Annotated in this window: 12 protein-coding genes; 11 read left to right on the top strand and 1 reads right to left on the bottom strand. The window is 73.1% G+C overall.

Going from position 1 to position 12,353, the window contains the following annotated elements; translation table 11 throughout:
* Positions 1-20 precede the first annotated feature (20 nt).
* Positions 21-1,316: an alpha/beta fold hydrolase gene (locus tag R2B67_RS01490; protein ID WP_317815987.1), complete on the top strand. Its 1,296-nt coding sequence runs from the start codon at positions 21-23 to the stop codon at positions 1,314-1,316.
* A gap of 18 nt (positions 1,317-1,334) precedes the next feature.
* On the opposite strand, the gene R2B67_RS01485 is transcribed toward R2B67_RS01490, so the two are convergent.
* Positions 1,335-1,907 (bottom strand): rhodanese-like domain-containing protein, encoded by a 573-nt coding sequence (locus R2B67_RS01485; RefSeq protein ID WP_151511241.1) that lies wholly within the window; start codon positions 1,905-1,907, stop codon positions 1,335-1,337.
* 175 nt (positions 1,908-2,082) lie between these two features.
* Here R2B67_RS01485 and R2B67_RS01480 point away from each other — a divergent pair, with 175 nt between their 5' ends.
* From R2B67_RS01480 to R2B67_RS01435, 10 genes are all read left to right on the top strand, one after another.
* Positions 2,083-2,817, top strand: coding sequence for a PIG-L deacetylase family protein (locus R2B67_RS01480; protein ID WP_317815986.1), 735 nt, complete (start codon positions 2,083-2,085; stop codon positions 2,815-2,817).
* A 60-nt stretch (positions 2,818-2,877) separates the two neighbouring features.
* Complete coding sequence (locus R2B67_RS01475; protein WP_030565560.1) at positions 2,878-3,477, top strand: helix-turn-helix domain-containing protein; 600 nt, start codon at positions 2,878-2,880, stop codon at positions 3,475-3,477.
* Between the two features lie 141 nt (positions 3,478-3,618).
* Positions 3,619-4,608, top strand: coding sequence for an NADPH:quinone oxidoreductase family protein (locus R2B67_RS01470; RefSeq protein WP_317815985.1), 990 nt, complete (start codon positions 3,619-3,621; stop codon positions 4,606-4,608).
* Positions 4,605-5,807, top strand: a complete 1,203-nt coding sequence (locus tag R2B67_RS01465) for an acyl-CoA dehydrogenase family protein (protein WP_317815984.1) — start codon at positions 4,605-4,607, stop codon at positions 5,805-5,807. The genes R2B67_RS01470 and R2B67_RS01465 overlap by 4 nt, the downstream gene beginning before the upstream one ends.
* A complete protein-coding gene (locus R2B67_RS01460) occupies positions 5,804-6,973 on the top strand; it encodes an acyl-CoA dehydrogenase family protein (RefSeq protein WP_317815983.1) in 1,170 nt (389 codons plus the stop codon). The genes R2B67_RS01465 and R2B67_RS01460 overlap by 4 nt, the downstream gene beginning before the upstream one ends.
* Before the next feature lie 131 nt (positions 6,974-7,104).
* Positions 7,105-8,721 carry an ABC transporter substrate-binding protein gene (locus tag R2B67_RS01455; RefSeq protein WP_317815982.1) on the top strand — a complete coding sequence of 539 codons (1,617 nt, stop codon included), beginning with the start codon at positions 7,105-7,107 and terminating at the stop codon, positions 8,719-8,721.
* 23 nt (positions 8,722-8,744) lie between these two features.
* Complete coding sequence (locus R2B67_RS01450) at positions 8,745-9,710, top strand: ABC transporter permease (protein ID WP_317815981.1); 966 nt, start codon at positions 8,745-8,747, stop codon at positions 9,708-9,710.
* Positions 9,703-10,563, top strand: coding sequence for an ABC transporter permease (locus R2B67_RS01445; protein ID WP_317815980.1), 861 nt, complete (start codon positions 9,703-9,705; stop codon positions 10,561-10,563). The genes R2B67_RS01450 and R2B67_RS01445 overlap by 8 nt, the downstream gene beginning before the upstream one ends.
* Before the next feature lie 56 nt (positions 10,564-10,619).
* A complete protein-coding gene (locus tag R2B67_RS01440) occupies positions 10,620-11,543 on the top strand; it encodes an ABC transporter ATP-binding protein (RefSeq protein WP_317824753.1) in 924 nt (307 codons plus the stop codon).
* Positions 11,536-12,210 (top strand): ABC transporter ATP-binding protein, encoded by a 675-nt coding sequence (locus R2B67_RS01435; RefSeq protein WP_317815979.1) that lies wholly within the window; start codon positions 11,536-11,538, stop codon positions 12,208-12,210. Before R2B67_RS01440 ends, R2B67_RS01435 begins: the two co-directional genes overlap by 8 nt.
* Positions 12,211-12,353 lie beyond the last annotated feature (143 nt).

Genomic DNA, 12,353 nt, shown 5'->3' with positions numbered 1-12,353 from the left:
CCCACGACCCAGGAGCACCCGTGACCAGTTACCGCCAGCCCGGCGTCGTCCTCACCGACCACCGCTTCACCGTCCCCCTCGACCACAGCGACCCCGGCGGCGAGCAGATCGAGGTGTACGGGCGCGAGGCCGTGGCCGCCGGGAGGGCGGGCGAGGAGCTGCCCTGGCTGGTCTACCTGGAGGGCGGCCCCGGCTTCGGCGCCCGCCGGTTCACCGGTACGGAGGCCTGGCTCGGCCGGGCCCTGCGCGAGTTCCGGGTGCTCCTGCTCGACCAGCGCGGCACCGGCCTGTCCACCCCCGCCAACCGGCAGACCCTCCCGCTGCTCGGCGGTCCCCGGGAGCAGGCCGACTACCTCGCCCACTTCCGCTCCGACGCCATCGTCCGGGACTGCGAGCTCATCCGCCCCCGGCTGACCGGCGGCGCCCCCTGGACGGTGCTCGGCCAGTCCTTCGGCGGGTTCTGCGCGGTCCGCTACCTCTCCTCGGCGCCCGAGGGACTCGCGGCGGTCCTCATCACGGGCGGGCTGCCCTCGCTGGACGCCCACGCGGACGACGTCTACCGGGCCGCGTACCCCCGTATCGAACGGAAGGTCGCCGCGCACTACGCCCGCTACCCGCAGGACGTCGACCGGGCCCGCGCCATCGCCGCGTACCTGGCCGAACACCGTCCCGAGAGCGCCGGCCACCGGCTGACCCCCGAACTCTTCCAGTCGCTCGGCATCCTGCTCGGCGCCGGCAGCGGCAGCCACCAGCTCCACTACCTGCTGGAGAACGCGTTCGTCCGCACCCCGCACGGCACCGAGCTCTCCGACACCTTCCAGGAGGCCCTGCGCTCGGCCACCTCGTTCGCCGGGCACCCGCTCTATGCCCTGGTCCACGAGGCGATCTACGGATACGGCGAGCGCCCCACCGGCTGGTCCGCCGAACGCGTACGCACCGAGTTCCCGCAGTTCGACGCGGCGGCGGCCCTGGCGGGCGACGGGCCGCTCCTCTTCACCGGCGAGACCGTCCACCCCTGGCACTTCGACGTCGACCCGGCGCTGCGCCCGCTCCGCGAGACCGCCGAGCTCCTCGCGCAGCGCACCGACTGGCCCACGCTCTACGACCCCGAGCGGCTCGCCGCCAACGAGGTGCCCGTCGCCGCCGCCGTCTACCACGACGACATGTACGTGGACACCGAGCACTCGCTGCGCACCGCCGCCGCGATCCGGGGGCTGCGCACCTGGGTGACGAACGAGTACGAGCACGACGGGGTGCGCGCCGGCGGACCGCGCGTCCTGGACCGGCTGCTCGCGATGGTCAGGGACGAAGCCTGACCATCGGCGCGGCGGACGTCAGCGCTGGAGCGCCTCCAGCGTGGCGTCCAGGTCCTCGGCGGAGCGCGGCGCCCGGTTGTACGGGAGCTTCGACAGGGCCGACGCCATGCCGCAGGTGTTGGTGACGGCCGAGAAGACCAGGCCCGAGCCGATCCCGGCGGAGAGCCAGCGGGCGGCCGGGAAGCGGATGCCCGCCACCAGCCCGGCCACCACCAGCGAACCGGCCGCGAGCCGCACCTGGCGCTCCATGGGCCAGACGGCACGGGCACCCTCGGGCCGGTCCAGGCCGCGGCCGTCACCCTCCCAGGCGGACGTGCCGCCGGTCAGCGTGGCGGCCTCGATGTCGGCGCCCGCGAGGATCTCGCAGGCCCGGGTGGAGCGAACGCCGGAGGCGCACACCACCAGCAGCGAGCCGCGGGCGGACGCGGACTTGAGGGCGGGCAGCGCGTCGGGCAGCTTGTCGAGCGGAATGTTCAGCGCGCCGGGTACATGGCCCGCGGCGTACTCGCCGGGAGCCCGCACATCGATCACGGTGAACTCCTCCAGACGGGCTGCGGCCTGGGCGGGGGAGAGGGATGCGGGGCTGGTCACGGGTGGGGGTTCCTTTCGACGGCCGGGCGGGCGGCGGGAGGGCTGGGACTCTACACGTGTCCCCAGCGGCGGCTGTACGTGTTTCCAGCACCGTACGGCCCGCCCGCATTCCCCTCCCGTACCCGGAGATCCGCCGGTCACGGCTCTCTCGCATGATCGTCGGTAGCCTGCGGGTATGACGCAGCAGCCGCTCGAACCCCTGCCCGCCGACTGGAGCCGCGCCCTGGCGGTGGTCGCCCACCCCGACGACCTGGAGTACGGCGCGGCCGCCGCCGTGGCCGACTGGACCGACGGCGGCCGTGAGGTCGTCTACCTCCTCGCCAGCCGGGGCGAGGCCGGGATCGACACCCTGCCGCCCGAGGAGTGCGCGCCCCTGCGCGAGCGGGAGCAGCGGGTGAGCGCCGCCGTCGTCGGGGTCCGTACGGTGGAGTTCCTCGACCACCGCGACGGGGTGATCGAGTACGGCACCGGGCTGCGCCGCGACATCGCCGCCGCCATCCGCCGCCACCGCCCGGAACTGGTCGTCACCCTGAACCACCGGGACACCTGGGGCGGCGTCGCCTGGAACACCCCCGACCACCGGGCGGTCGGCCGGGCCACCCTGGACGCAGTCGCCGACGCGGGCAACCGGTGGATCTTCCCGGAGCTGAAGGAACAGGGCCTGGAGCCGTGGGACGGGGTGCGGTGGACCGCCGTGGCGGGCAGCGACCGGCCCACGCACGCGGTGGACGCGACGGCGGGGTTCGAACGTTCCGTCACGTCCCTGCTCGCGCACCGCACGTACATCGAGGCCCTGAGCGAGGAAGAGCCGGAGACGTACTGCCGGACCTTCCTGGAGGGCATGGTGCGGGCCGAGGCCGACCGGTTCGGCGGGCGCCCGGCGGTCACCTTCGAGGTCTTCGCCCACTGAAACCGTCAGGAATGGCGAAGCGGGATTGACAATCCCGCTTGCCGATTCTGCAATGGGCGCATGAAGGAACACGACCGGGACGACCCCGAACTCGACGCCGTCCTCACCGGGGTCGGCCCCCGCCTGCGCCGCCTGCGCAAGGACCGCGGGGTCACCCTCTCCGCCCTCTCCGCCGCCACCGGGATCTCCGTCTCCACGCTCTCCCGGCTGGAGTCCGGCGGCCGCCGCCCCAGCCTGGAGCTGCTGCTCCCCATCGCCCGCGCCCACGAGGTCCCGCTCGACGACCTGGTGGGCGCCCCGCCGGTCGGGGACCCCCGGGTGCGGGCCAAGCCGATCGTGCAGCACGGCCGGACGATGCTGCCGCTGACCGCCCGGCCCGGCGGACTCCAGGCGTACAAGATGGTGCAGGAGGCGGGCAGCGGCGAGGTACCGGAGCAGCGCACGCACGAGGGGTACGAGTGGCTGTTCGTGCTCTCCGGGAAGCTGCGGCTGCTGCTGGCCGAGCACGATCTGGTGCTGGAGCCGGGGGAGGCCGCCGAGTTCGACACCCGGCTGCCGCACTGGTTCGGGCCCGCGGAGGACAAGCCGGTGGAGTTCCTGAGCCTCTTCGGCCCGCAGGGCGAGCGGATGCATGTGCGGGCCAAGCCGAAGCGGGGGTGAAGCACCACCGGGGTGTTCCCATCCAGGCAAGCGACCGCTTAGTATGCGCCGGAGCGCTGGTTACGCGAGCAGTGGTTACGCGAGCAGTGGAAATGCCGACAGCGGCAGCGGTTGATGCCGACAGTGTTGTGGAGGCCCCTCATGCAGGCATGGCGAGTGCACCGGAACGGCGAGCCGGGCGAGGTGATGAGCCTGGAGGAGACGGACCGGCCCACCCCCGGTGACGGGCAGGTGCTCGTCCGGGTCGCCGCGGCGAACGTCAACTTCCCCGACGCCCTGCTCTGCCGGGGCCAGTACCAGGTGCGGCCGCCGCTCCCGTTCACCCCGGGCGTCGAGGTGTGCGGCACGACGGAGGACGGGCGGCGCGTCCTCGCCACCCCCGCCCTGCCGTACGGCGGTTTCGCCGAGTACGTCGTCGCGGACGAGGCAGCCCTGCTGCCCGCCCCCGACGCCCTGGACGACGCCGAGGCGGCCGCTCTCCACATCGGCTACCAGACCGGCTGGTTCGGCCTGCACCGCCGCGCCCACCTCCAGGCCGGCGAGACCCTCCTCGTCCACGCGGCGGCGGGCGGTGTCGGCAGCGCGGCCGTCCAGCTCGGCAAGGCCGCGGGCGCCACCGTGATCGGGGTCGTCGGCGGACCGGACAAGGCGGCCGTCGCCCGTGAGCTCGGCTGCGACCTGGTCATCGACCGGCGCGGCGAGGACATCGTCGCCGCCGTGAAGGAAGCCACCGGCGGGCGCGGCGCGGACGTCGTCTACGACCCGGTCGGCGGCGACGCGTACGCCAAGTCCGTCAAGTGCATCGCCTTCGAGGGCCGCGTCCTCGTCGTCGGCTTCGCCAGCGGCAGCATCCCGGCCCCGGCGCTCAACCACGCCCTGGTGAAGAACTACTCCATCGTCGGGCTGCACTGGGGCCTCTACAACACCAAGGACCCGGCCGCCGTCCGCGCCTGCCACGACGAGCTGACCAAGCTGGCCGCCCAGGGGATCGTGAAACCCCTGATCAGTGAGCGTGTCGGGATGGCCGGAGCCGCCGAGGCCGTCCAGCGCGTCGCCGACGGCACCAGCACCGGCCGGATCGTCGTCCTGCCCGCAGGAGTGCCCGCAGGAGTGGCCGGAGGTGCCCGATGAGCCCCGCCGCCGCACCCGCCGTCGACGCCGCCGAGATCCGCCGCCGCACCCGTGAGCTGCTCGCCGCGCACCCGCCCGCCACGACCGACCGTACCGACTTCCTGAAGGCCCGGTTCGACGCGGGCCTCGCCTGGGTCCACTACCCGGTGGGCCTCGGCGGACTCGACGCGCCCCGCTCCCTCCAGCAGGTCGTGGACGCCGAACTCGCCGCCGCCGACGCGCCGGACAACGACCCGCGCCGCATCGGCATCGGCCTCGGCATGGCCGCGCCCACCATCCTCGGCTTCGGTACCGACGAGCAGAAGCGCCGCTTCCTGCGCCCGCTGTGGGTGGGCGAGGAGGTCTGGTGCCAGCTCTTCAGCGAGCCCGGCGCCGGCTCCGACCTCGCGGCGCTCGCCACCCGGGCCGTTCGCGACGGCGACGACTGGGTGATCGACGGGCAGAAGGTCTGGACATCCAGCGCCCACCTGGCCCGCTGGGCGATCCTCATCGCCCGCACCGACCCCGACCTCCCCAAGCACCGGGGCATCAGCTACTTCATCTGCGACATGACCGACCCCGGCGTGGACGTCCGGCCGCTGCGCCAGATCACCGGGGAGGCCGAGTTCAACGAAGTCTTCCTCTCCGGCGTACGCATCCCCGACAGCCACCGGCTCGGCCCCGTCGGCGACGGCTGGAAGGTCGCCCAGACCACGCTGATGAACGAGCGCGTCTCCATCGGCGGCTCCCGCATCCCGCGCGAGGGCGGCATGATCGGCCCGGTCTCGCAGACCTGGCGGAACCGCCCCGACCTGCGCACCCACGACACCCACCAACGCCTGCTCACCCTCTGGGTCGAGGCCGAGGTCGCCCGGCTCACCGGGGAGCGGCTGCGTCAGCAGCTCGTCGCCGGACAGCCGGGCCCCGAGGGCTCGGGGATGAAGCTCGCCTTCGCCCGCCTCAACCAGGAGATCAGCGGCCTGGAGGTGGAACTGCTCGGCGACGAGGGCCTGTTGTACGGCGACTGGACCATGGTCCGCCCGGAGCTGGTCGACTTCACGGGCCGCGACGCCGGCTACCGCTACCTCCGCTCCAAGGGCAACTCCATCGAGGGCGGCACCAGCGAGGTCCTGCTGAACATCGTGGCCGAGCGCGTGCTCGGGCTGCCCGCCGAACCCCGCAACGACAAGGACGTCGCCTGGAAGGACCTGAGCCGATGACCGCGCCCACCCAGCCCCCCGCCGCCACCCCCGGACAGCCCTCCGCCGCCACCCCGGGACAGCCCCCCGCCACCCCCGACCTCCTCTACACCCAGGACGAGGAGGACCTGCGCTCCGCCGTACGCGCCCTCCTCGCCGACCGGGCCGACGCGCCGACGGTGATCGCGGCGACCGAGTCCGACACGCCGTACGACCCCCGGCTGTGGGAGGCGCTGGCCACCGGCATCGGCGCCGCCGGACTCCTCGTACCGGAGAAGCTCGGCGGCCAGGGCGCGTCCCACCGGGAGGCCGCCGTGGTCCTGGAGGAGCTGGGCCGCAGCGTGGCCCCGGCCCCGTACCTGACCAGCGCCGTCGTGGCGACGGAAACGCTGCTCGCACTGGCCGACGGGGAGGACGGACCGGCCGCCGCGCTCCTGGCCGAGCTGGCCTCCGGTGCGCGTACGGCGGTGCTCGCCGTGCCCTTCGCCACCCCGCCCTCCGGTGCGCGGGCGGCCCTCACCTCACTCGACGGCACGGTACGCGGAGTCGCCGACGCGGCCGTGGCCGACGTCCTGCTGGTGCCTACCGCCGAAGGCCTGTACGCGGTCGAGGCTGTGGCCCCCGGAGTGGTGGTGGAACCCCTCGTACCGCTGGACCTGACCCGCCCCCTCGCCGCCCTCACCCTGTCCGGCGCCGCCGGGACCCTGCTCGCCGACGCGGACGCGAGCACCACCGCCGTACGGCGCGGTCTGCTGGCCGGAGCCGGACTGCTCGCCTCCGAGCAGCTCGGGATCGCCGAGTGGTGCCTCACCGAGACCGTGCGGTACACCCGCGAACGCCACCAGTTCAACCGGCCCGTGGGCTCCTTCCAGTCGCTCAAGCACCGCATGGCCCAGCTCTGGCTGGAGGTCGTCTCGGCCCGCGCCGCCGCCCGTAACGCCGCCGACGCCCTCGCCACCGGCAGCCCCGACGCCCCGCTCGCGGTAGCGGTGGCGCAGGCCTACTGCTCCGGCGTCGCGGTCCACGCCGCCGAGGAGTGCGTCCAGCTCCACGGCGGGATCGGGATGACCTGGGAACACCCGGCGCACCTCTACCTCAAGCGCGCCAAGGCGGACTCGATCGCGTACGGCTCGGCGGGCAGCCACCGTGAGGCGGTTGCGGAACTGGCGGAGCTGCCCGCCCCGTAGCAGCCTGTCGGGCCAAGGCCCTCGTACCCGCGTCTCACCTGTCGAGGCGGGGTGTACCAGGGCCTTTTACGTGCTGTTTAATTGCATACCGTTCGCAATAACAGTCGATCTTGAACAGGGATGTGCAGAGTATGACGGCCCGATCGATACGGGGGGCGGTCGCCGCCACGCTGGTGACCGCACTGTCCCTGACCGCGGCAGCCTGCTCCAACCCGGACAGCCCCAAGGCCGGTTCCGGCACCGGGACCACCTCGGCCGTCGTCGGCATCGCCTACGAGCCCGACAGCCTGAGCCCGTTGCTCGGCTACGGCAAGGACGGCAACTCCAAGATCTTCGACGGGCTGCTCGCCCTGGACGAGGAGCTGAAGCTCCAGCCGGCCCTCGCCGCCGCGCTGCCCGAGGTCAGCGAGGACGGGCTGACGTACACGTACAAGCTGCGCCAGGGCGTGAAGTTCAGCGATGGCAAGGCGTTCAGCGCCAAGGACGTCGTCTTCACCTACCGCACCATCCTCGACGCGAAGACCAACAACCCCTCCCGCACCGAGCTGGACGCCGTCAAGGACGTCACGGCGAAGGGCGAGGACACCGTCGTCTTCACGCTCAAGTACCCCTACGCGCCGTTCGCCCAGCGCACCGTCCTGCCCATCGCCCCCGAGCACATCGCGGGCAAGCAGGACGTCAACACGGGCGCCTTCACCACCAAGCCGATCGGCACCGGACCGTACGTCCTCACCAACTGGTCCAAGGGCGAGAAGCTCAGCTTCACCGCGAACCCCCACTACTGGGGCGGCGAACCCGAGGTGAAGAAGTTCACCATGGCGATCATCAAGGACGACGACGTACGCGCCACCCGGCTGCGCTCCGGCGACCTGGACGGCGCGATCCTGCCGCCCAACCTCGCCAAGGGCTTCGCGGACGACAAGGGCAAGAAGACGTACGCGGCCAACAGCTACGACTACCGCACGGTGACGCTGCCCACCAACAACAAGGTCGCCGGTGACACCGCCGTGCGCCGCGCCCTCGATGTCGCGGTCGACCGGCAGACGATGGTCGACGCCATCCTCAACGGCAGCGGCAAGCCCGCCTACGGGCCGGTCCCCACCGACAGCGAGTGGTTCACCCAGGGCACCGAGCGCAAGCACGACGTCGCCGCCGCCAAGAAGATCCTGGACGAGGCCGGCTGGAAGCCCGGCAAGGACGGCGTCCGGGTCAAGGACGGCGTGCGCGCCACGTTCCCCCTCTGGTACCTCAGCGGTGACAAGCTCCGCCAGGAGCACGCCCTCGCCTACGCCTCCGACGCCAAGAAGGCGGGCATCGACATCCGCACCGAGGCCGGGACCTGGGAGGTCATCCAGCCCCGGATGAAGAACGATGCCGTGCTCGCGGGCGGCGGCTCGCCGGCCGACCCCGACTTCGACCAGTACACCCTGCTGAAGTCCTCCCTCGCGGGCGACGGCTTCAACAACATGGCCTGGTACGACAACAAGGCCGTCGACGCGGCGATCGAGGCCGGCCGCAGGAGCGGGGACAAGGCCGAGCGGAAGAAGGCCTACGACACCGTCCAGCGCGAGCTGGTGAAGAACCCCGGCTACACCTTCCTCACCCACATCGACCACCTCTACGTCGTCGACGACCGCTTCGGCCCCCTCACCACCCAGGTCGAGCCGCACGACCACGGGCTGGCCTCCGGCCCCTGGTGGAACGTCGAGAAGTGGAAGCCCGAGAGCACCGGGGACACGAAGAAGTGAAGCCGCGCCTCCCCTGGGGGCCGATGGCACGGATGACGGGACGGCGGGCCCTGTTCGCCGTCCCGGTCCTCCTCACTGTCACCTTCGGCGTCTTCGCCGTCGCCGCCGCGTCCCCCTTCGACCCCGTCAAGGCGTACGCGGGCACCGCGGGCCTCACCGCCTCGCAGGAGAACCTGGACCAGCTCCGGGTCAACCTCGGCGTCGACCAGCCGCTCGTCACCCGCTGGTGGAACTGGCTGACCTCGGCGCTCCAGGGGGACTTCGGCGACTCCAGCGTGATGCGCCAGCCGGTCGCCGACGTGATCGTCGAACGCATGGGCTGGTCGTCCCTGCTCGCCGCCTCCGCGTTCCTGATCGCCATCCTGCTCGGCACCGGACTCGGCGTCCTCGCCGCCCGCAGGCCCGGCGGCTGGCTGGACCGCGGAGTCAGCTCCGCCGCGTACACCCTGGAAGCCGCCCCCGTCTTCTGGCTCGGCCTCCTCGCCATCTGGCTCTTCGCCCTGAAGCTGGACGTCCTCCCGGCCGGCGGGCTCACCGACGCCGCCAGCGAGACCATCACCTTCGGCCAGGTCGCCTCCCACCTCGTCCTGCCGGCGGCCGTCCTCGGGATCTCCCAGCTGCCGTGGTTCTTCCTGTACGTACGTCAAGGGGTCACCGACGCACTCGCCGAGGACCCGGTGCGCGGGGCGCGCGCCCGCGGGCTGAGCGAGCGCACGGTGCTTCTCGGCCACGCCCTGCGCTCCGGGATGCTGCCGATGCTCACCCTGATCGGCTCCCGCGTCCCCGAACTCATCACCGGGGCACTCCTCATCGAGACGGTCTTCAGCTGGCCCGGCATCGCCGCCGCCACCGTGGAGGCCGCCACCTCGGTCGACTTCTCCCTGCTGGCCGCGCTCACGGTGCTCGCCACCGCCGCCGTCCTGCTCGGCAACCTCCTCTCCGACCTCCTCTACGGACTCGCCGACCCCCGGGTGGCCTTCGATGGCTGAGACCGCGCTCGCCCCGCTGCCGGGCCGCACCACCCGCCGTATCCGGGTCGCCACCTCCGCGACCATCGTCGTCGCCGTCGCCCTCGCCGTACTGATCGTGCCGCCGCTGGCCCAGCTCGACCAGCAGGCCGTCGACCTGTCGAACAAGCTCCACCCACCGTCCTGGGCCCACCCCTTCGGCACCGACGACGTCGGGCGCGACCTGCTGCTGCGCTGTGTCTACGGGCTCCGCGTCTCGCTGCTCGTCGGACTGGTCGCGGCCCTGACGGCGACCGTGATCGGCACGGCGATCGGCGCGCTCGCCGGGTCGTTCGGCGGCTGGCCGGACCGGATCGTGATGCGGATCGTCGACACCCTGTCCTCCATCCCGCATCTGCTGCTCGGCATCTTCATCGTGGCGATGTTCCGGCCCGGGGTCTGGCCGGTCATCATCTCGGTGGCCCTCACCCACTGGATCTCCACCGCCCGGATCGTCCGCTCCGAGGTGCTCTCGCTGCGCTCGCGCCCCTTCATCGACGCGGCCGTCTCCGGCGGCGCGTCCCGGGTCCGGGTCATCGTGCGCCACCTGCTGCCCGGGGTGCTCCCGCAGGCCGGGCTCGCGGCGGTCCTCATGGTGCCGCACGCCATGTGGCACGAGTCCGCGCTCTCCTTCCTCGGGCTCGGCCTCCCCGCCCACCAGGCCAGTCTCGGCAACCTCGTCCAGTCCGCGCGCGGTTCGCTGCTCGCGGGGGACTGGTGGCCGACGCTCTTCCCCGGCCTCTTCCTGATCATCCCGACGCTCGCCCTGGCGGGGATCGCCGGAGCCTGGCGGGACCGGATCAACCCGCGCCGGAAATCGGAGCTGATGCTGTGACCCGCGACCACGCTGCGGCCGTCCTCGACGTCCAGGACCTCTCCGTACGCTTCCGGATGCGCGGCGGCCGGGACATCGCGGCGGTCACCGACGCCCGGTTCTCCGTCGCGCCGGGAGAGTGCCTCGCCCTGGTCGGTGAGAGCGGCTGCGGCAAGTCGGTGCTCGCCTCCGCGCTGCTCGGCCTGCTCCCGGCCAACGCGCAGACCACGGGGAGCGCGGTGCTGGGCGGGGACACCGACCTGCTGACGGCGGGGGAGCGGACGCTGGCCCGTACGGTACGGGGACGGCGCATCGGCCTCGTACCGCAGAGCCCCGCCGCCCACCTCACCCCCGTGCGCACCGTCCGCGCCCAGCTGGAGGAGACCCTGCGGGAGCTCTCCGGGCTGCGCGGGTCCGCCGCCGTACAGGAGGCGGCCGCCCGGGCCTCGTTCCCGGCCGACCACCTCGACCGCTACCCGCACGAACTCTCCGGCGGCCTCGCCCAGCGCGCCGCCACCGCCCTCGCCCTGATCGGCGACGCCCCGCTGCTGCTCGCGGACGAGCCGACCACCGGCCTCGACCGGGATCTGGTCGAGCGGACCGTGGACGAACTGCGCCGCCACACCGACGAGGGCCGGGCGCTGCTGATCATCACCCACGACCTGGCGGCGGCCGAGCGGATCGCGGACCGGGTCGCCGTGATGTACGCGGGCCGGATCGTCGAGATCGCCGACGCGGGCCCCTTCTTCGGCGCACCCGGCCCCCGCCACCCGTACGCGAAGGGCCTGCTCGACGCCCTGCCCGAACGGGACTTCGCCCCCATCCCCGGCATGCCGCCCGAGCTCGGCGCGCTCCCCGCCGGCTGTGCCTTCGCCGCCCGGTGCGCCCGCGCCGACGACCGCTGCACCACCGAACGCCCGGCCTTCGCAGACAGCCTCGCCTGCCACCACGGGCTGACCGGCCACGCGCACACCCTCACGAAGGCGGCCGCCGATGCTTGAGCTGACCCGTATCACCGCCGGGTACGACCGCCGCGCCCCGGTCGTCCGCGATGTCTCCCTGAGCGTCGGGCACGGCGAGGCGGTGGGGCTCCTGGGCCCCAGCGGCTGCGGCAAGTCCACCCTGGCCAAGGTCGCCGCCCTCCTGCACCGCCCGGACGCCGGAACCATGACCCTCGACGGAACGGTCGTACGCGGCTGGCGGCACCGAGCCCCGCGCGAGCAGCGCACCGCCGTGGGCGTCGTCTTCCAGCAGCCCCGCCTCTCCGCCGACCCCCGCCTCAGCCTGCGCGAACTTATCGCCCAGCCCCTCCGGTCCACCGGCCGCCGCCGCGAGGTCCCGGCCCGGGTGGCGGAGCTGGCCCCGCTGGTCGGCCTCTCCGCCGAACTGCTGGAGCGCCGCCCGCACGCGGTGAGCGACGGGCAGTTGCAACGGGCCTGCCTGGCGCGGGCGCTCGTGCTGCGGCCGGGGCTGCTGATCTGCGACGAGATGACCGCGATGCTGGACGCCTCGACGACGGCCGCGCTGGTCGCCGTGGTGGAGGCGTACCGCGCGGAGTCCGGCGCCGCGCTCCTGGCCGTCGGCCACGACCGGGTGCTGCTGGAACGCTGGTGCGACCGGACGGTCCGGTGGGACGAGCGGGCCGTGGAGCGTGTCCCGGTGGGGTGACGGGGGTGGTCAGCGCGTCCCATGAGCGGGTCCGTGGAGCGCGATCCACTTATCAAGCGCTGACCGGCAGGCGACGATCACGCCAACAATTGGCAGGTACCTGACGGTCTGCCGGTGGCCGGGCCCATACTCGTCGCGTCCGG

Origin of the sequence: Streptomyces cyaneofuscatus, assembly GCF_033109485.1 — a bacterium.
Classification (GTDB): domain Bacteria; phylum Actinomycetota; class Actinomycetes; order Streptomycetales; family Streptomycetaceae; genus Streptomyces; species Streptomyces cyaneofuscatus.
Note: the sequence above shows the minus strand (reverse complement) of the source record. Positions and strands in the feature narration are given on the sequence as shown.

What these genes read in the sequence shown, in the direction of transcription:
- R2B67_RS01460 (WP_317815983.1), top strand. Translation starts at nt 5,804, where the DNA reads ATGACCGCGCCCACCCAGCCCCCCGCCGCCACCCCCGGACAGCCCTCC.
- R2B67_RS01470 (WP_317815985.1), top strand. Translation starts at nt 3,619, where the DNA reads ATGCAGGCATGGCGAGTGCACCGGAACGGCGAGCCGGGCGAGGTGATG.
- R2B67_RS01440 (WP_317824753.1), top strand. Translation starts at nt 10,620, where the DNA reads ATGCGCGGCGGCCGGGACATCGCGGCGGTCACCGACGCCCGGTTCTCC.
- R2B67_RS01455 (WP_317815982.1), top strand. Translation starts at nt 7,105, where the DNA reads ATGACGGCCCGATCGATACGGGGGGCGGTCGCCGCCACGCTGGTGACC.
- R2B67_RS01480 (WP_317815986.1), top strand. Translation starts at nt 2,083, where the DNA reads ATGACGCAGCAGCCGCTCGAACCCCTGCCCGCCGACTGGAGCCGCGCC.
- R2B67_RS01435 (WP_317815979.1), top strand. Translation starts at nt 11,536, where the DNA reads ATGCTTGAGCTGACCCGTATCACCGCCGGGTACGACCGCCGCGCCCCG.
- R2B67_RS01445 (WP_317815980.1), top strand. Translation starts at nt 9,703, where the DNA reads ATGGCTGAGACCGCGCTCGCCCCGCTGCCGGGCCGCACCACCCGCCGT.
- R2B67_RS01475 (WP_030565560.1), top strand. Translation starts at nt 2,878, where the DNA reads ATGAAGGAACACGACCGGGACGACCCCGAACTCGACGCCGTCCTCACC.
- R2B67_RS01450 (WP_317815981.1), top strand. Translation starts at nt 8,745, where the DNA reads ATGGCACGGATGACGGGACGGCGGGCCCTGTTCGCCGTCCCGGTCCTC.
- R2B67_RS01465 (WP_317815984.1), top strand. Translation starts at nt 4,605, where the DNA reads ATGAGCCCCGCCGCCGCACCCGCCGTCGACGCCGCCGAGATCCGCCGC.